Below are 17,469 nucleotides of genomic sequence, written 5' to 3'. Positions count from 1 at the left end.
ATGGCGGGAACTGCCGAAGCGGTGGATCTGGCCGCTGCGATGATAACGGCGCCCGTGGCGGCGGCAGACGCGCTCGTCATCGCGCCGACCCTCATCACCGTTCTCTTCGGTGCCGTTCTGCTTCTCTTTCGCAAGCGCGCGGTCTTGCAGTTTCCGATCGGCATCTTCGCTCTCGCCCTGCTGGTCGTCGCCTGTGCAGGAATCCTGGCGCGGGTGCTGACGGCGGGGCCCATCGCCATGGCGATGGGCAGCTGGCTGCCGCCCTTCGGCATCAACTTCACCGCCGATGTGCTCGGCGCGTCCTTTGCCTTCTTCGCCTCGCTCGTCGCGCTCACCGTCGGTGTCTTTGCCACGCGCGACATCGACGGGCTGGGGCGGCGCTACGGGTTCTTTCCGTTTCTGCTCCTGATGATGACGGGCATCTGCAATGCCTTCCTCACCGGAGACATCTTCAACCTTTATGTCTGGTTCGAGGTGATGCTGATCGCATCCTTCGGCCTGATGGTCCTCGGCAACGGCAAGGCGCAGCTCGATGGCGCCGTGCGCTACGCGCTGCTCAACCTGCTCGCCGCCGGCTTCTTCCTGATCGCCACCGGTTATCTCTACGGCGCTCTCGGCACGCTCAACATGGCCGATATCGCGCTGCGCCTCCGAGAGCCGACGGGCGATCTGCCGATGAAGACCATCGCGATGCTCTACATTCTCGGTTTCGGCATGAAGGCGGCCGCCTTTCCGCTCGCCTTCTGGCTGCCGGCCTCCTACCACACGCCTTCTCCGGCGGCCGGCGCCATCTTCGCCGGCCTTCTGACCAAGGTCGGCGCCTACGCGCTGATGCGCACCATGATCATGCTGATGCCGGCCGAGCATCAGGTCTATGCCGACATGCTCTCATGGCTTGCGATCGGCACGATCCTGCTCGGCTCGTTCGGGGCCATGGCCGAATCCGATCTGCGCCGCATGCTGGGCTATATCGTCATCTCCGGCATCGGCATCATCTTCGCGGGCATAGCCCTCGGCTCGCAGGGGGGCCTTTCCGGCGCCATCCTCTATGCCATCCATTCCATGCTGGTGATGACCGCGCTCTACTTCGCCGCCGGCATCGCCGCCCATCTCGGTGGGAGCCAGGAGCTGCGTCATCTCGGCGGGCTTTATGGTGCGAGCCCGCTCTTGGCCGGGCTGATGCTGGCGCTCGTCTTCTCCGCTGCGGCGCTGCCGCCGTTTTCGGGCTTCTGGGCGAAAGTGGTTGTCGTCCAGGCCGCTCTGGCCGATCAGCGCTGGCTCCTGGCCGGGGTCGTCCTTTCGGCAAGCGCCTTCACCGCGCTCGCCGCCGGCCGTGCCTTCGCCCATGCTTTCTGGCGTGGCGGACCCCTCGGCACGCCCGATGGCGCCGAAAAGGCCGTGCCGGGCGAACTCAGCCCGTTCGACCAGCGGGTGCTCTATGGCCCCATCATCGCGCTTGCCGGACTGACGCTCGTCATCGGCCTATATCCTGCCCCGTTCTTGAGGCTCGCTGAGGCCGGTGCGGCCGGCCTGCTCGATCCGACGCCCTATTTCAACGCGGTATTCGGAGGTGCGCCATGACCGTTCTCTTTCCGGTCAACGTTCTGCTCGCCCTCGCCTGGGCCTCGGTCACCGGGAGCTTCGGCCTCGCCAACCTCCTCTTCGGCTTCTTCCTCGGCGCCGTCGCGCTTTGGCTGATCCGCGAGCAGATCGGCACGCGCGGTTATCTCGGCCGTTCCTGGCGCGTCGTGAACCTCTTCTTCCTCTTCATCTATGAGCTCGTGATGTCGGCCTTTAAGGTCGCCTGGCTCGTCGTGCAGCCGAAAATGCCGCTGAGCCCCGGCATCATCGCCTATCCGCTGCGGGTGAACCGCGATTTCGAGATCACGCTTCTCGCCAACCTGATTACCCTGACGCCCGGCACCCTCTCCATCGACGTCTCGGACGACCGCCAGACGCTCTATATCCACGCCGTCGATGTGCCGGACCCGGACCAGCTGAGGCGCGACATCGCGGAAGGTTTCGAACGCAAGATCCTGGAGGCCTTCCGATGAGTTCGGCAGAGTTCCTGGAAATCTGCGTCGTTGCGGCGCTCGTCTGCCTCATCGTCTCGTTCGCCCTGATCGCCATCCGCATCATCCGCGGGCCGACCTTTGCCGATCGGGTGCTGGCGCTCGACATGCTCGTTTCGGTGGGCATCGGCTTTATTGCCGTGATCGGCGTGAAGACGCAGTTTTACCTCTATATCGACATCGCGATCGCCCTCGGGCTGGTCGGCTTCCTGGCGACAGTCGCCTTCGCCCGTTTCGTGATGCATCGGGGCGAGGTGAGCGACGACGAAACGCCCCAAAACCCGCGGGAGCACGAGGCATGAGTGCTCTCATCGATGTCATCGTGGGAATCATGCTGGTGATCGGCAGTCTTTTTGCCATCGTCGCGGCTGTCGGGCTGCTGCGTTTTCCCGATCTCTATACCCGCATGCACGCAGCCAGTAAGGCCGGCACACTGGGCTCAGGGCTGATGTTAATCGCGCTCGCCCTAGAAGCGCCCCATTTGGATATTTTCACAAGAGCTATTGCAGGCGTGGTCTTCTTTCTTCTGACGACACCCGTATCTGCGCATCTTCTCGCGCGCGCAGCGTATCTCGCGGGGGTCAAGCCATGTTCGACCACGACACCGGACGATTATTCTCACGCACTGCGCGCCGATAAGAGTGATTCGACCCCAAGCGAGTAACGTAACAAATCTTTGCTGTGTTGATTCGCTTGGCGGGTTGCGTAGTCAACTTCGCACCGGAAATAAAGTTGCGCGGGAAAAATGCCTCAAATCGGGCTGGTTTCGCACCTTCTTGTTGCATCCGATGAAACGACATGCATCTTCACGGCAATATTGAAGTTTTTTCTTGTTTCATAGCCTTGTCGGCAGTAGCTATCGCTCCCATACAACTTGGGGCGAACCGTTGACCAAGGACACGTGACGAGGAATCAATGTCAGAAGCTATCCAGAACGACAATCTCATCGAGCTAACGGCCGACATCGTATCGGCCTATGTCAGCAACAACACCATCGCCGCTGGCGATCTCTCCGGCCTGATCGGCAATATTTATCAGGCTTTGCAGACGACCACCGACGGTGGCATCGAGCCGGAGCCGGAGCCGCAGAAGCCTGCTGTTCCCGTGCGCAAATCGATCACGCCGGACTACATCGTCTGTCTCGAGGACGGAAAGAAGTTCAAGTCGCTGAAGCGTCATCTGCGCACGCATTACGATCTCTCGCCGGAAGAGTATCGCGAGAAGTGGGGACTTCCGACCGACTACCCGATGGTCGCCCCGAACTATGCCAAGGCGCGTTCCGATCTCGCCAAGCAGATGGGCCTCGGCCAGAAGCGCGGCCGCCGCTGAGCCGAGCTTCCGCTCGCTAGGTCAGGCGCCGGCCTTCGCGCCGGCGCTTTGCTTTTCAGCCGAATGCGACGACAGGCGTTCGCATTCGGCCGTAAGCGCGGCTTTGAGCGCGATGTGCCGGTTGAGGTCGTAGGTCCAATGGCCGGCCCGCGCTCTGGCACGCTCGGCCCTCAGGGCATTGCGCAGTCTCCCGATGATCCGCCGCGTATGCTCGGCCTCGTTTTCCCCGGGCAGCGCTTCGGCGCCCCGGACAAGTCCCTCCAGATGCCTTTCCCGGCGGTAGGCGAGGGCGCCCGCTTTGACTTGCGCGTCGAGGCTGGCTGCAGCCGCCTGGCGCATCTTCTTCATGCACGCGCTGATCGCGTCCCCGCCCGGCCCTTTCTCTGAGATGTCAGTCATCTTTCCCTCCATCTCTGCACAGGATCGCAGCGCTGCAAGGTGCGGGGATAAGAGGCTGGAGCAGGCGGGCCGGGCCGCGCCCTTATTAACGTAATTGATGGATGCGATTTATCCCCGCTTGCGGGCCTGCCGACTATAGGAAATAAATCCTATGATCACGGGAGGTCGCGATGGGATCGTCATGCATGCCGGGCACTTTGCGCGGAAGCGGCGGGACGCTCGATGTGTCCGCCTGCCGCTTCGCCGAGACGCTGATGGCCGCCACTTTCGGCGTCCGTCTGCCGGATTTGCGTCTGCCGCGGCGAGGTCTTTGCCGCGTCGCCCAGGCTCGGCAGGCCGCCATGTATCTCATCCATGTCACGCGCGGCCTCACCCTCACGGAGGTCGGCGCCCATTTCTCCCGGGACAGGACGACCGTTGCCCATGGCTGTGCGCTGACGGAGGAACGCCGCGACGAGCAGGCCTACGACCGGCTGATGGAGTGCCTGGAATTCGCACTGCTGCGCTGGATCGGCGCCTTTGCGGGAGCCCGGCCGTGAAGATTGGAGCAAGCCGCCCGCTTTGCAGGTTGCTGTCGGAGATGCTCGCCAGCCCGGGCGCGCAACTCGTCGAGGCAGATGGCGGGGTGTATCGGCTGGAGGGTGCGCCGCAGCGTCGCGAAGTGTCGCTGCCGCTTGCCCGGCGGCTTCTCGCCGAGGGCCTCTTGTCCGAGACGGAGGGAGGCCGCCTTGCAGCCAACGCCGCGACAAGTGCGTTCCTGCGGCGCGAGGCAGGCGAAGGCGACCCGTTCCTTGCCCAGCACAAGCGCCTCGGCGAGGCGGAAGGGGCCTTTCCGGCGGGCGCGCCCCGTCCTTCCGTGGATCTCGACGAGAGCCCGATCGGGGCGCTCGCCCGCCGTTCCGATGCCGATGGTCGCCCCTATCTCGGCCCGGCACTGGTCGAGGCCGCCGAGCGGCTCCGGCGAGACTTCGAGCGCGCCGGTCTTCAGCCGCGCGTCACGGCGAATTGGGAGGCAAGCCTGAAGGCGGCGCGGCGCACCGGTGAGCGCGGCGGCCGGGATGATCTCGGCCAGGCGGCGCTTGACGCGAAGTCACGGCTGGCCGCCGCGCTCAAGGCGGTCGGGCCCGAACTCGAGGGGGTTCTGGTCGATGTCTGCTGCTTCCTGAAGGGCCTGGAGGTGGTGGAGCGTGAACGTGGCTTTCCGGCGCGGTCCTGCAAGCTCGTCCTCAAGCTCGCCCTGATGGCCCTTGCCCGTCATTACGGGCTGGAAGGCGAGGCCCGGGGGCCGAAGAATTCCCGCATGCGCCATTGGGGCGGCGAGAACTACCGGCCCTCCATGGAGGGCTGAAGTCTCAGGCGGCGAGCCGCGCCTCGGCGTCGCTGCGGATCCGCGCCAGCATCGCCGAAAGCCCGTTGGAGCGCTGCGACGTGAGATGCTCGCGCAGCCCGATCTTCTGGAAAATCGCCTCCGCGTCGATGCCGAGGATCTCCTGCGGGCTGTGCTCCGAATAGAGCGCGAGCACGATGGCGATCAGGCCGCGGACGATATGGGCGTCACTGTCGCCCCGAAACAGGAGAACCGTCTTGCCGTCACGCGCCTCGCTGTCGCTGACGAGCCAGACCTGGCTGGCGCAGCCGCGCACCTTCGTCGCCTCGTTGCGCTCCGCCTCGGGCAGCTCCGGCAGTGCCCGGCCGAGCTCGATCACGTAGCGGTAGCGATCCTCCCAGTCGTCGAGAAGTGCAAAGTCGTCGATGATCGATTGGATGCTCATGATGCCTGCTCGCCGTCTCGCGACGAAGATAGTCATCGGGCCCGCATGCACAAGCCGAAGGCCTGTGGCGCGGCGACCCGGCAGGTCGGTCTCTTACAGAAGCTGGGGGCGCGGCAGCGGCAGGCCGACGGCCGATGTGCCCTCGTGCGGCCGGGCAACGGAGGGCTCCGTCACCGCCGCGGCGACGTCCGATTCGCCCGCGGTCCACGGCACGGAAAGGTCCGCATCGGTCAAGGTGCCCTTTTCGGCCTCCTCCTGCTGCGCCGAGCCCAAAGCGGCTGCGGCGACGTGGCGGCCGGTCTCCAGCTTGCGCCCGAGCAGGGTGAGCGTTTCCCAACTCGTCTCGCAGGCCTGCGGATGGCGATCGCACAGACCGCGCACATCCTGCGCCAGCACGCGCACGGCGGCGGCGGATTGAAGAAGGCTCACACGCGGCGGCGGGCCGCCCTCCTCGGATGGCGGCAGAACCAGCACGAGCGTCGTCAACCAGAAGATTGAGCGAAACACGAACATCAGCTTTGCCCTGTCCCTGGGGCGTCCTCGGCCCCGTATCGGTAGCAAGACATGAGAGGCTCCAAGATCGCGTTCATCCGATCGATAAAATTCGACTCAATTCCGCATAGTCGCTTTTCAAACCCCCGATCGGGGCCCGCGTTCCGCCTTGCCTGCGCTCTTGGTTAACCGTCCCCTGCCGTGAGACGGTGCGCGAGAAGGCGATCGGCGACGGTTCAAGATTCCTTAAGCGCCAGCCTGCAAATTGAGGAAGGCTGGCGCTGGCCGGCTTCCGTATGAACGGCACAAGAGGCAGACGTGCAAGGACCGAGAGCTGATGAGGGAACCGATCGCCCTCCGGCGCAACCCGCGGCTCGCGTGAGCCGGGCGGGCGCGCCGGGTGGTCGGGACTGACATGCCGCGCCGGTCCCCCCGCAAGCCCGCTGAAAACCGGAGCAGGAAGGCGATCTTCCGGCTCGCGCTGCGTCATGCCCCGACGGGCGTCTTCGCCTGCCTCGGCGTCGCCGTCGTCGTCAACGCGCTCCTCATGCAACGGGTCGAGCATCCCGCCCCGCTCTTTCAGACCCGCCATGCCGAAGGCCAGACGGAGACGGCCACGGCCTCGCTGCGCACGCCATCCGTGGAGCGGATCCCGCAACACCGGCCAGAGGCCGTCAACGCGAGCGCGCGGCAGGAAGTAGCCGCTCCGGCAGCGAACGATACGTTTTCCTCCGGCCCGGACCCCGTCGTCTTTGCCGTGCAGAAGGCGCTGGCGGAAGCCGCCTACGGGCCTCTCGAGGTCGACGGCCTGAAGGGTCGCCAGACCACGGATGCGCTGCGCCTTTTCCAGCTCGACCACGGTCTGACCGTGAACGGCGAGATCGATCGCGAGACGCTCGACCGCCTGGCCGCGATCGGTGCGATCTCGGCCAATCCGTGACCCGTCTGCGCACCGACATCTGGGTGTCGGCGCTGATTCGGCGCGCCTCGGCCGAGGGTGCCTATGTCACGCTCGCGCGCAGGGGGGCGGCGGAGGCCGGGACGATCTTCCTTCTCGTCGACCGGCTGACGGGCGAAATCGACCTTTACGGTCCGGCGCCGCAATCGGCCTTCTTCGACGAGGATCGCCCATCAGACCGGCTCTTCTCGCTTCTCCTCGGGGCGGCGGAAAGGCGCAAGGTCGAGGAAAGGATAGAAAGCGAAATTCGCTTCGACCCGGATCTTTGGGTGGTAGAGATCGAGGATCGGAAGGGGCGGCCCTTTGCCTCTCTTGCGCAGGAGAGCGGATAGGGGTCGTGCTAATGTGATCGCCGTCACGTTATCCCCGTTCAGAGGTTGTTAACCATACTCCGGCGACACTGGGCCTACCGGACCACGGATGGCCCCGAGAGGAGACATGGCATGGCCGACATCCTGAGCTTTCCGACGCAAGCCAATTCGGGGCGCAACCGCGATGTCGCGGGCCCCTGCCAGATCCTGCTTTTCACGGGTGTGCGGGTCGAATACCGCGAGCGCCCGGACAAGGTCGATCTCGGCCGTCGCGCCGGCCGCGGCCGGCGTCCTGCGCGCCGCGCCAACTAGAACGGCTTCGGCGCTCAGCCTGCCGGCTGGATAGGAGCGGGCGCGCATTCGGCCGCTTCCAGATGTTCCGCCGCGATCTGCCGCTCGCGCGGCGTCGGGGCGTAGAACCTGACGAGAGCCATCAGGTCATCCTGCGGCGCCTCCACCACGATCGTCTGGTCGAGCTCGGCTCCCGCGCTTTCCTTCAGCATCGCATTCTGGATCGGATCGACGACGAGCATGTCGAGCTTGCCGTCCACCGCCGTCCGGTCGTTGACGGAGAATAGAACGGTGCCGCGCTTCAGATAGAGCGCCAGGGACCAGAAATTGTTCGGCCCCGAGAAGGAAAGGCTGGCCGGCGCTTCCTTGAGCGACAGCCGGCAGGCGCCGTGCACGAAAAGAGGATCGAGCCCGGTGATCGCCGGGCCTTCGCCGTCGGGCGCAAGCAGGGTGAAGCCGTCACTGCCCGAGGCGTTGGCGAGCCGCCACCAGCCGTCGCTGGTCGTCATCCGCGGCACCATGAAGATCACCACGATATGCACGGCCGCGGCCAGGAGCGCGACGCCGAGCGCCCAGGCGAGAAATCCCCAGAGCCTTCGCCGGGAAAAGAGCGGCCGCCCCCCGGAGAATTCGTCCACCATGCTCACGGGCAGTTCTCCTCCACGATGCTAGGCACGGAGAAGTCGGTGAGCGCCGTCACGGTGCGCGCTGTCGTGTCGTAGAGACGCGCTGCCAGACGGATCTGCCGGCCGCCCTCCGTCGAGAGCCAGTTGCCCGGCTGCGGTGTCGGCGCCAGGGTCACGGTGAAGCTGCCGTCGGCATTGCGCACGATCTGGTCGCTGCCGATCGCCCTGACGCCGCGTTTCGGCGCGGGCAGGCCGGCGCCGCTTTCCCCCTCCACCGCCAGCGTCCACAGCCGCGCCGCCGGCAGCTGGCCTGTCACCTCGTAGCGGCACGCGCCCGAAAGGTCGCGGCCGGCGTCGTCCGTGCGCGCAAGCAGTTTCAGCCCTTCGCTGGAGCCGAGCGCGAGTTCGCCCGTCCGCGCCAGGCGAGCCCGGGAATAGGGGTCCTCCTCGTCCGTGCCGGCGCGTGGCCAGCCCCGCCAGGAGCCGCTTTCGATCGTATCGACGGGGGCGAGGTCGCGCAGCGTCAGATAGGCGCTGTAGATGCCGAGGCCGACGCCGAGGAAAGCGCCCAGGATGATGGCGGCGAGGCGCAAGGGAGGGCGCTTCCTATTGTGTGGAAAGGACAGTGTGCGAGCGGATGAGCGCCTCGCGCTTGAAGGGCGCGCTCGCTTCCGCGCTCTTGGCCCGATCTTCCAGACGCCCCAGAAGGTTCTCTGTGGCGGGCGCGAGGCGACCGGAACCTGTGATGAGGTTCTCTCCCTCGCCCAGGCCCTCGGCGATCGGAACCTCCTCCGTGGGCGGAGCGGGCATCGGGATGCCGGGCAGGGGATGGTGCTCGATATTGGCCTCGGCGACGCGCATGTATTTCTGCCATGTCATCGCCGGCAGGCTGCCGCCAGTGAGGCGCCGGGTGCTCTTGAAGTCGTCGTTGCCGAGCCACACGGCGGTCGAGAAGTCGCCCGTATAACCAACGAACCAGGCGTCGCGGTAGGACTGCGTCGTGCCCGTCTTGCCGGCGACGCTGATGCCGGGGATGAGCGCGCGCCGTCCCGTTCCGTGTTCGGCCACGTTGTGCATCATCTTGACCATGTTGCGCGCGACTTCCTCCGAAAGCACACGCTCAGGCGGTCCGTTTGCGCGGTTGAAGTCGTAGACCACCTTGCCCTGGGGTGTCAGGATGCGGGTGATGCCGTGCGGGCGGGCCTTGAAGCCGCCGGAAGCGAAGGCCGCATAGCCGGTCGCCTGGTCGAGCACGGTGACCTCGGAAGTGCCCAGCGGCAGCGAGCGCGTGATGCGGATGGGCGTCTGCACGCCGAGACGCTTCGCCATCTCCGCGATCGGCTCGCGGCCGAAGCTTTTCGACAGGCGCACCGGGATGGAGTTGATCGAATGGGTCAGCGCCGTCATCAGGGTGATGCGGCCGCGGTAGCGGCGCGAATAGTTCTGCGGCGACCAGTTGCCGATGGAGACCGGCGCGTCGACGACGATGCTGTCGGGCGTGTAGCCGTGCTCCAGCGCCGTGGCATAAGTGTATGGCTTGAAGGACGAGCCCGGCTGGCGCAGCGCGTTGGTGGCGCGGTTGAAGGTGGAGACGCCGTAGTCACGGCCCCCGACCATTGCGCGCACGGCGCCGGAGATATCCTCCGAGACGAGCGCCGCCTGCTTGACGCCGTAGGCGTCCCCCGATTCCCGCAGCGAGGATTCCACGGCGAGCTCGGCCGCGCGCTGCAGGCGCATGTCGAGGGTCGTGCGGGCCACGAGGTTGCGCTCGCCCGAGGGCATCAGCCGCTTCACCTCCTGGAAGGCCCAGTCGAGGAAATAGTCTGGCGAGGCGGTCGCCGCCCGCGAGATCGGCGTTGCCGGATGCCGCCGCGCGCCGATGACCTGGCCTTCCGTCATGAAGCCGGCCTGCACCATGTTGGTGAGAACCTCGTTGGCACGGCCGCGGGCCGCCGGCAGGTTGATGTGCGGGGCGTAGCGGGTTGGCGCCTTGAAGAGACCGGCCAGCATCGCCGATTCCTCCAGGCGGAGGTCGGTGACGGGCTTGCCGAAATAGAACTGTGAAGCGGCGCCGACGCCGAAGGCGCCGCCGCCCATATAGGCGCGGTCGAGATAGAGCTTCAGGATCTCGCGCTTGGTGAGGTTCGCCTCCAGCCACAGGGCCAGATAGGCCTCCTTGATCTTGCGCTCCAGCGTCCGCTCGTTGGACAGAAACAGGTTCTTGGCGAGCTGCTGGGTGATGGAGGAGCCGCCCTGAACCACGCCGCCGGCCCGCGCATTTTCCACCATGGCGCGCAGCGTGCCGATCACGTCGATGCCGAAATGCTCGAAAAAGCGCCGGTCTTCGGTTGCCAGGACGGCCTGGATCAGGTGGTCGGGCAGCTGATCGAGCCCGAACTGCACCTCCTGCAGCACGCCTCGCTTGCCGATCTCGTTGCCGTAGCGGTCGAGGAAGGTGACGGAATAGTCCGACTGCGAGCGCCAGTCCTTGGTGACGGCGTCGAAGGCCGGCACGGCGAATGCCAGCATGACGATGGCGCCGGCAACGCCGAGCGTGAAGCCTTCCGACAGGAGTTCGAAAAGGGGCCGCTTCCAGCCCGTCGCGTGGAAGCGGCGGAAGAACAGCGTCACCCGCTCCCAGACCATGCCGGAGCCCTGGCCGAGCTCGAAGAAGAACGTATCGATCGCCGAATCGACTTCGAGCGCGCGGAACAGGCGCCAGGACTTCTTCTTCGTGGAGAACGGATCGCGCATCAGCAACAATGTCGTGGGGCTGCCGCGCCAGCGGCCTTGCTCGCTTCCGTTCTAGCACGATTTGTGTGTTTGATAAGTGGCGTGCTCTGGCCGGGCGGGCCGCTCGACCCATGCGGCTCCGCCGGCCGCACGAACCAATGAAGGAGACGAAGCTGCCGTTCTGGCGCGACAAGACGCTCGAAGAGCTGAGCGAAAGCGAATGGGAGGCGCTGTGCGATGGCTGCGGCCGCTGCTGCCTCAACAAGCTGGAAGACTACGATACCGGTGAGATCTCCTGGACGAGTGTCGCCTGTCGCCTCTACGACGAGGGCGCCTGCCGGTGCTCCAATTACGAGAACCGGATAAAGATCGTGCCCGAATGCCTGCCGCTGACGCCGGAGACCGTGCGCGAGATCGCATGGCTGCCGCCGACCTGCGCCTACCGGCTGGTCGCCGAGGGGCGCGATCTCTTCTGGTGGCATCACCTCGTCTCCGGCTCGCGCGAGACGGTTCATACCGCCGGCATCTCGACCCGCGGCCGCACGGTTTCGGAACGCGATATCGACGTCGACGACTGGGAGGACTTTCTGGTCGATTGGCCGACGGACGAGCCCGCAGAGCCGGTCGGATGAGCCGCGAGGCAGAACGGATCGCCGGGCGGAGCATCCCGGAAGGCCTTCACCGCGACGCTGCGAAGGCAGGCTATCGCAAAGACTGACCGCGACCTTCAGCCTGCGGCTGCGAGCGGAAATGCGCGGCTCACATCCCTTTCGTCTTCAAGGGCCGGCCGCGGGCGCAGCTCGGCAAGGGGGATCGTCAGCGAGTAGCAAAAGCCCGCATCGGTCATTGCCCGGCGCATCTCGGCCCTCAGAGCCTGGGGCACGGCGCGTTCGAGAAGCTTGGTGCCGAAGCCGCCGTCGGTGCCGGAGGGCCGTGCGCCTTTCTCCGGGATGCCTTCCGCAGGCGGCCGGCTCTCCTCCCGCCATTCGAGCCTGACGGCTGGCTTGCCTTCCCCGGCCTCGTCGATCTGCCAGGAGACGGAGATCTTGCCGTCGGCCCTGGACAAGGCGCCATATTTGACCGCGTTGGTGGCCAGTTCGTGCACGGCAAGGCCGATCTGCTGGGCGGCCTCCGGGCGGATATGCAGCTTCGGACCCTCTACGGAGATCCGCTCGTCGAAGGTCGCGCGATAATGGTCGAGCTGGCTTTGCACGAGGGCGCCGAGCTCGGCCCCTTCGCGGTCGCCGCGCACGACCGCGTCGAGCGCATTGGCGAGCGAGGAAAGGCGGCCGGAGAGCTTGGTCAGAAACTCGCCCTTGTCGTCCGTCGAGGCAGCTGTCTGCGAGGCAAGGCTCTGCACGACCGTCATCATGTTCTTGGAGCGATGGACGATCTCGCGCGTCAGGACGCTGAGGCGGTGGTTGGCGTCTTCCAGTTCGGCGGTGCGCGTGGCGACGCGCGCTTCCAGTTCGTCCCGGGCCTGCCGCAGTTCCTCAAGTGTTTGCCGGTGCGCCGTGACTTCGTCTTCGAGGCGCGCATTGCTCTCCTGCAACTGCTGCGGGCTCGGCAGGCTGACGAGTTTCGGTATTAAGGGGAAGATCACGAGAGCCGTGGTGACGGAGACGATTGCCGTCAGGGCTTTGATCAGTCCTTGGAGCTCGTAGATCGGCAGCCATAGTGTAATCAGCCCGAGCAGGTGGGTCAGGCCGCACAACAGAATGAAAGCTGCGAACAGGACCGGAATATAGGAGAGGCGTATATCCGGCCGTCTTCTGAGAAAGATGACGATTGCCGCGGGAATGGCCGAATAAGACAGGAAGATAAAAAGATCGGACAGGGCATGCAGGCCGACCAGCCATGGATTCCACAGCAGGCAGTATCCGTGCGCCATGAAGGACGCCGAGTTGACGAGATTGAACATTTCGGTGCGCGCGGGCCAAGGGTTCGGGTGGCGGCTTTTCTACCAGAAATCCGGCTGCGGCGTGCTGGGATATTTGCTTTGCCGTGAACGATTTGCGGCGCTGCCATGCAGCGCTTGACGGCCCGCTCGGCCGATCCATCTGAGGATCATGTCTCACGCCCTTCCTCTCTCCGTGCTCGACCTTGTTCCCGTCCCCGAAGGTCGCTCGGCCGCAGACGCCCTGCGTGATGCGCGGCGCCTCGCGCAAGCCGCCGATCGGCTTGGATATGCAAGGCTCTGGTATGCCGAACACCACGGCATGCCGAGTATCGCTTCCGCTTCGCCGGAAGTGCTCATCGGCGACGCCGCTGGCCATACAACGCGCATCCGCGTCGGCTCCGGCGGCGTCATGCTGCCGAACCATGTGCCGCTTCGGGTGGTGGAGACCTACCGCACGCTCGCCGCGCTCTATGACGGAAGGATCGATCTCGGCATTGGCAGGGCAGGGGGCTCCGATCAGCGCACTCTGATGGCGCTGCGCTCGCTCGACGGCAACGAGTTTGCCCGTCAGATCGCCGAAATGCGCGCCTTCGAATATGGCGAGTTCCCCGAGGGCCATCCCTTCGCCGCGGTCGGCGTCGTGCCGGACGAGGTTCGCCTGCCGCCGGTCTTCATCCTCGGCTCGAGTGGAGCGAGCGCCGAATTCGCCGGCCTGAACGGCTATGGCTACGGCTTTGCCGGCCATTTCAGCCATTCTCCGGCCGCGCCCGCCTTCGAGGCGTATCGCGCCGCGTTCCGTCCCTCGCGCGATTTTCCCGAGCCGCGCACGGTGCTTTGCCTCGCCGCGATCACCGCCGAGGAGGAGGACGAGGCCAGATTCCTCGCCGGCTCCATGGAGCTTTCATGGCTGCGCCTGCGGCGCGGCGAGATGCGCAAGATCGCCTCGCCCGAGGAGGCCGCCTCCTATCCCTATGAGGCGCAGGACCGCGCCGTCGTCGAAGCCTACCGGCGCATGTCGATCACCGGCACGCCCGCCGCCGTTCTCGCCGAGATCGAGGACCGTGCGCGCGAAGCCGGGGCCGACGAGGCCATGTTGGCCACCAACCTGTGGAGCCAGGAGGCGCGCATCCGTTCCTTCACGCTGCTCGCCGGGGCGGCCGGCCTCAGCGAAGCGCCGCGCGCCACGCGCGAAACCGCGCTCGCCTGAAGATCGTCTGATTTCCCGGCGGCGTTGCTCCGCCCACTTTCCGCCCCTTTGGCGCGGCATTGCGGCACTTCGGCAGGCCGCCCGCTGGCGCTATGACACGTGGCTCGGGGGCGAGGTGACAACCATCAGGCACGGATCGGACAGAAAGTGGCGCGGGCGCCGAATGCAGTCGATTTCTGGCGCGGCTTCGCGCTCCTCTCCATCTTCGTCAACCACATCCCGGGCAACGTCTACGCGGCGCTGACGCATCGCAACGTCTCCTTCTCCGATTCGGCCGATCTCTTCGTCTTCCTCGCCGGCTGGGCGCTGCGCATCGTCATCGAGAAGACCGGCGGCGAGCACGGCCCCTTCCGCCCGATCGCGCTGCGCCTGTTGGCGCGCGTGTGGAAGATCTACGCCGCCCAGCTCGTCACCGTCTTCCTCGCCATCGCCATCCTGGCGACGGCCGCGCTGGCGACGGGCGATGCCAACTACTATCAGTGGAACGGCGCCGGCCCCGTCTTCGAGGACCCGGCCCGCGCCCATATCGGCCTCGTCCTCCTCACCTACCACCTCAACCTCTTCGACATCCTGCCGCTCTACGTCGTGCTGACGCTGATGGCCGTCGGCTTCGTCGCCATCGACCGGGCGCGCCCGAACCTCCTCCTGCCGGCCTCGCTGGCGCTCTATCTCGTCACGCTCCTCTTCGGCCTGCAGCCGCCGACCTGGCCGCGCCACGACGTGCCGTGGATCTTCAATCCCTTCGCCTGGCAGCTGATCTTCGTCCTCGGCTTCACGCTCGCCTGCCCGTCGCATCCGGCAGGCGCCTTCGCCCGGGCCCATCTTGCCCGCCTCCGCCTCCTCGCGCTGCCGCTTCTCGTCGTCCTCGCCGTCATGGCCTGGTTTCATCTGTGGCCGGGCACGGACCGCCTGCCGCTCCTTCTGGCGCTGGAGCGCTCCTATGCGACGCCGATCCGCATCGTCCAGTTCCTGGCGCTGATCGCCGTCTTCTCCGCCGCCTACCGCTTCATCGAGCCGGCGGCGCCGCGCCTCGTGGCGTTCCTCTCCAGGCTCGGGCGCAACTCGCTCTATGTCTTCTGCGTCGCCTCGATCCTCTCGCTCATCGGCCTCATCTTCCGCGTCTCGCTCGGCGGCTCCTTCGCGCTCGACACGGCGACGACGGCGATCGGCGTGTTCTTCATGTGGCTGACGGCCTGGCTCGCCGAGGCGGGCAAGAACGGCAAGAAGGTGATGCCGAGCGAGAGGGTTTAGCCCTTGAAGACCGTCTCACGGTGGTAGCGCAAAAACTGCGGGTGAGGTCGCAGGTCCGGGCGTTCGGGCAGGAGCAGCCTGCGATCCGGCGTCAACATACGTGCGACACTTTCCGGAACGGAGGATTCGGCCACGAGGAGGCTGTAATCGTCGTCGACGGAGATCAGGCCCCGGTCGAACATCCAGTGCGCTGTGCCCGACAGGGCGATGCCATTGCGCACGCTGTCCGGCCCGTCATCGGCTACGGGGCGGATATGCGCTGCTTGCACTTCGGAGCGCCCGCCGCCGTTGATGATCTTGATTCCCGTGAAGGCGCAGGTGTCCTGATAAGTCCGTTTGATGGTCGCCGAAAAGGCCCGGTCGCGGAATCTGCGCTCGTGAACGGTTCGCACCCACGGGCGATCTTGCGTCTCTGGTTCGAAGGCGGCCTGAGGTTGGTCTGAGAATTCGAGGAGCGACAGGGGAAGCTCGCCTGGTAGATCGGCGGCGGGGAAGGTCTCGCCCGGTTCCTCCAGAAGGGTCGCGAAGGCGGCGCCGAGGATAAGCGCATATTCGCTGTCCGGCAGGTTTCGGACCGCGCGGCCCGAGGCGCCTTTGTTGGTCGACCCGTCTTCCTTGCGAAGTGCCTGCTCATAGTAGTGCTCGCCTTCGCGAAACGGCACGGGACGCGCAAAGTCGAGATAGTGTTCGACGAAAGCATAGAAGTGGTCGGGTCGGAGGGGATCGGGGGCAACGCTCGTGACGCGGGCCGTGGCGAAATACGCTTGGCGTCCGCCGCGACTGGCGAGATCCCCGCTGGCGCGCCGTGGCTCATAGTAGATGATCCAGTCGCCGACCGCATTCTCTGCCTGCCGTAGATAGGTCCGGGGGAAGTGATACCTCTTCTCCGGCAGATCGTCGTAGGTCGGTTCGATCTTGGTGGTAAAAATCGCTTTCATGATCTGCTCAGCGGCAACCCGGCAGACCGTAAACAGGATTCGTCCAAGCGCAAACGAAGCCATGGATCGCGCGATAGGAAAAAATTCCTTGACGACCGTACGGTGCTTTGCTAGGGTTCAGGCACGGTCGGAGATTTGCGGGCGGTGCCGGGGCTTCTGAGGCTCCTGGATGCGCTCTTCCGGCCCGGTTCTCGGCAAGGGTGGCTTCGGCCACCCTTTTGTTTTCGGCTTCTGATTTTCACTCCATTCCAGCGCTTTGGCCCATCTTTCTCATGGAGGGGGGGTGGCTGTTGCGCGGCTCTGCCTGCTCGCTGGCTCTGTGTTTGTTGCGGCGTCCCCCTCACCCGGCTGCCTCCGGCAGCCACCCTCTCCCTCGGAGGGGAGAGGGTGGGAGCTTGGGGCCTCGCCTGAGGGGTCGGCTGCGGCCGAGAGCTTTCAGGGCGGCGATGTACGGCAAGGCGCAAACCTCTCCCTTGAAGGGAGAGGTCGGCAAGTCCCGAGCGAAGCGAGGGAATGCCGGGTGAGGGTGAGGTCTCACCCGCCAAGGCTCTTGCGAGCGGGAGGTCGGGAGCGGCAGGGATCCTCTTATCGCCTCTGGGGAGAAGGCGCCGGGTGAGAGTGAGCTTTCGTCTTGCAGAAGAACCGGAGGGTGATCGGGACTCAGCCGGGATGGCGTCCAATGTTGGAGGAGCGTTCCAACAGCGCTGTTTCGATCCGCTCCAGGACGCGGGCGAGGTCGCTCAAGATCTCGTCCTCCGAGAAGCGCAGGACGCGATAGCCGGCGCTCTCAAGCCACCTTGCGCGCCGATCGTCCCGGCGCTTCTGCTCGGCGTCCGCGTGGAGCGGGCCGTCGGCCTCCACGACGAGGCGGGCCGACGGGCAGATGAAGTCGACGACATAGGGACCGATCGGCGCTTCGCGGCGAAACTTCAAGCCGGCGAGCCGGCGGTCGCGAAGCTGGTGCCAGAGGTCGCGCTCGATGCGCGTCGCGGCGGAGCGGCGGCGGCGGGCGAAGTCGGTCTTCGGCCGGGCTGTCGGTGTGTCTTGCATCGGACCTCGCGCCTGGATTGTAGCCGTTTCCGTAGCCATGGCGAAGCTGCTCGCCGGCTCCGAGCCTGTTGCGGCGTCCCCCTCACCCGGTCGGCTCCGCCGACCACCCTCTCCCTCGGAGGGGAGAGGGTGGTCGGCGG

At 66.0% G+C, this 17,469-nt stretch carries 22 protein-coding genes; 13 read left to right on the top strand and 9 right to left on the bottom strand.

The features are described 5' to 3' along the window. The 5 genes from CLD20_RS07560 (at position 1) to CLD20_RS07540 (ending at position 3,401) form a co-directional block, all read left to right on the top strand. Positions 1-1,581 (top strand): Na+/H+ antiporter subunit D, encoded by a 1,581-nt coding sequence (locus CLD20_RS07560; RefSeq protein WP_224406007.1) that lies wholly within the window; start codon positions 1-3, stop codon positions 1,579-1,581. After that, the gene (locus CLD20_RS07555) at positions 1,578-2,054 is read left to right on the top strand and encodes a Na+/H+ antiporter subunit E (protein WP_224406006.1); all 477 of its coding nucleotides are present in this window, start codon (positions 1,578-1,580) and stop codon (positions 2,052-2,054) included. Before CLD20_RS07560 ends, CLD20_RS07555 begins: the two co-directional genes overlap by 4 nt. Beyond that, positions 2,051-2,374 carry a cation:proton antiporter gene (locus CLD20_RS07550; protein ID WP_224406005.1) on the top strand — a complete coding sequence of 108 codons (324 nt, stop codon included), beginning with the start codon at positions 2,051-2,053 and terminating at the stop codon, positions 2,372-2,374. Before CLD20_RS07555 ends, CLD20_RS07550 begins: the two co-directional genes overlap by 4 nt. Then, complete coding sequence (gene mnhG / locus CLD20_RS07545; RefSeq protein ID WP_224406004.1) at positions 2,371-2,736, top strand: monovalent cation/H(+) antiporter subunit G; 366 nt, start codon at positions 2,371-2,373, stop codon at positions 2,734-2,736. Before CLD20_RS07550 ends, mnhG begins: the two co-directional genes overlap by 4 nt. Before the next feature lie 251 nt (positions 2,737-2,987). After that, on the top strand, positions 2,988-3,401 hold the full coding sequence (locus tag CLD20_RS07540; protein WP_224406003.1) for a MucR family transcriptional regulator: 414 nt from the start codon (positions 2,988-2,990) through the stop codon (positions 3,399-3,401). A gap of 21 nt (positions 3,402-3,422) precedes the next feature. On the opposite strand, the gene CLD20_RS07535 is transcribed toward CLD20_RS07540, so the two are convergent. Next, entirely contained in the window at positions 3,423-3,749 is a 327-nt protein-coding gene (locus CLD20_RS07535; RefSeq protein ID WP_224406002.1) for a DUF6477 family protein, read from the bottom strand. Between the two features lie 236 nt (positions 3,750-3,985). Between CLD20_RS07535 and CLD20_RS07530 the strand changes: the two genes are divergently transcribed. Further along, positions 3,986-4,339 (top strand): helix-turn-helix domain-containing protein, encoded by a 354-nt coding sequence (locus CLD20_RS07530; RefSeq protein ID WP_224406001.1) that lies wholly within the window; start codon positions 3,986-3,988, stop codon positions 4,337-4,339. Further along, a complete protein-coding gene (locus CLD20_RS07525; RefSeq protein ID WP_224406000.1) occupies positions 4,336-5,148 on the top strand; it encodes a DUF6456 domain-containing protein in 813 nt (270 codons plus the stop codon). Before CLD20_RS07530 ends, CLD20_RS07525 begins: the two co-directional genes overlap by 4 nt. A gap of 4 nt (positions 5,149-5,152) precedes the next feature. Here CLD20_RS07525 and CLD20_RS07520 read toward each other — a convergent pair whose 3' ends face one another. Both CLD20_RS07520 and CLD20_RS07515 read right to left on the bottom strand, forming a co-directional pair. Then, positions 5,153-5,572, bottom strand: a complete 420-nt coding sequence (locus CLD20_RS07520; RefSeq protein WP_224405999.1) for a SufE family protein — start codon at positions 5,570-5,572, stop codon at positions 5,153-5,155. Positions 5,573-5,665: 93 nt separating this feature from the next. Then, entirely contained in the window at positions 5,666-6,085 is a 420-nt protein-coding gene (locus CLD20_RS07515) for a DUF5330 domain-containing protein (protein WP_224405998.1), read from the bottom strand. 394 nt (positions 6,086-6,479) lie between these two features. Between CLD20_RS07515 and CLD20_RS07510 the strand changes: the two genes are divergently transcribed. The 3 genes from CLD20_RS07510 (at position 6,480) to CLD20_RS07500 (ending at position 7,645) form a co-directional block, all read left to right on the top strand. Beyond that, positions 6,480-7,004 carry a peptidoglycan-binding domain-containing protein gene (locus CLD20_RS07510; protein WP_224405997.1) on the top strand — a complete coding sequence of 175 codons (525 nt, stop codon included), beginning with the start codon at positions 6,480-6,482 and terminating at the stop codon, positions 7,002-7,004. Further along, complete coding sequence (locus tag CLD20_RS07505) at positions 7,001-7,354, top strand: DUF1491 family protein (RefSeq protein WP_224405996.1); 354 nt, start codon at positions 7,001-7,003, stop codon at positions 7,352-7,354. The genes CLD20_RS07510 and CLD20_RS07505 overlap by 4 nt, the downstream gene beginning before the upstream one ends. A 111-nt stretch (positions 7,355-7,465) precedes the next feature. Then, complete coding sequence (locus CLD20_RS07500; protein WP_224405995.1) at positions 7,466-7,645, top strand: hypothetical protein; 180 nt, start codon at positions 7,466-7,468, stop codon at positions 7,643-7,645. A 14-nt stretch (positions 7,646-7,659) separates the two neighbouring features. Here CLD20_RS07500 and CLD20_RS07495 read toward each other — a convergent pair whose 3' ends face one another. Genes CLD20_RS07495 through CLD20_RS07485 form a run of 3 tightly spaced genes read right to left on the bottom strand, consistent with a single transcriptional unit; the run spans position 7,660 to position 11,004 of the window. Further along, positions 7,660-8,271, bottom strand: coding sequence for a hypothetical protein (locus CLD20_RS07495; RefSeq protein ID WP_224405994.1), 612 nt, complete (start codon positions 8,269-8,271; stop codon positions 7,660-7,662). Beyond that, positions 8,268-8,843 carry a DUF1214 domain-containing protein gene (locus CLD20_RS07490; protein ID WP_224405993.1) on the bottom strand — a complete coding sequence of 192 codons (576 nt, stop codon included), beginning with the start codon at positions 8,841-8,843 and terminating at the stop codon, positions 8,268-8,270. The genes CLD20_RS07495 and CLD20_RS07490 overlap by 4 nt, the downstream gene beginning before the upstream one ends. Positions 8,844-8,856: 13 nt before the next feature. Next, positions 8,857-11,004: a transglycosylase domain-containing protein gene (locus tag CLD20_RS07485; RefSeq protein WP_224405992.1), complete on the bottom strand. Its 2,148-nt coding sequence runs from the start codon at positions 11,002-11,004 to the stop codon at positions 8,857-8,859. Between the two features lie 137 nt (positions 11,005-11,141). Here CLD20_RS07485 and CLD20_RS07480 point away from each other — a divergent pair, with 137 nt between their 5' ends. After that, complete coding sequence (locus CLD20_RS07480) at positions 11,142-11,615, top strand: YcgN family cysteine cluster protein (protein ID WP_224405991.1); 474 nt, start codon at positions 11,142-11,144, stop codon at positions 11,613-11,615. A 95-nt stretch (positions 11,616-11,710) separates the two neighbouring features. Here CLD20_RS07480 and CLD20_RS07475 read toward each other — a convergent pair whose 3' ends face one another. Continuing rightward, positions 11,711-12,904 carry a sensor histidine kinase gene (locus CLD20_RS07475; RefSeq protein ID WP_224405990.1) on the bottom strand — a complete coding sequence of 398 codons (1,194 nt, stop codon included), beginning with the start codon at positions 12,902-12,904 and terminating at the stop codon, positions 11,711-11,713. Positions 12,905-13,052: 148 nt separating this feature from the next. On the opposite strand from CLD20_RS07475, the gene CLD20_RS07470 reads away from it, so the two are divergent. Both CLD20_RS07470 and CLD20_RS07465 read left to right on the top strand, forming a co-directional pair. Continuing rightward, positions 13,053-14,090, top strand: a complete 1,038-nt coding sequence (locus CLD20_RS07470) for an LLM class flavin-dependent oxidoreductase (protein WP_224405989.1) — start codon at positions 13,053-13,055, stop codon at positions 14,088-14,090. A gap of 147 nt (positions 14,091-14,237) precedes the next feature. Next, positions 14,238-15,341: an OpgC domain-containing protein gene (locus tag CLD20_RS07465; protein WP_224405988.1), complete on the top strand. Its 1,104-nt coding sequence runs from the start codon at positions 14,238-14,240 to the stop codon at positions 15,339-15,341. Here the strand turns inward: CLD20_RS07465 and CLD20_RS07460 are convergent. Both CLD20_RS07460 and CLD20_RS07455 read right to left on the bottom strand, forming a co-directional pair. Continuing rightward, positions 15,338-16,342, bottom strand: coding sequence for an HNH endonuclease (locus CLD20_RS07460; protein WP_224405987.1), 1,005 nt, complete (start codon positions 16,340-16,342; stop codon positions 15,338-15,340). The genes CLD20_RS07465 and CLD20_RS07460 overlap by 4 nt on opposite strands. A gap of 597 nt (positions 16,343-16,939) precedes the next feature. Beyond that, positions 16,940-17,329: an endonuclease domain-containing protein gene (locus CLD20_RS07455; RefSeq protein ID WP_224405986.1), complete on the bottom strand. Its 390-nt coding sequence runs from the start codon at positions 17,327-17,329 to the stop codon at positions 16,940-16,942. Between the last annotated feature and the right edge of the window lie 140 nt (positions 17,330-17,469).

It is taken from the genome of Afifella sp. IM 167, from assembly GCF_020144925.1.
Classification (GTDB): domain Bacteria; phylum Pseudomonadota; class Alphaproteobacteria; order Rhizobiales; family Afifellaceae; genus Afifella.
This window is presented reverse-complemented; position numbering and strand designations above follow the sequence as displayed.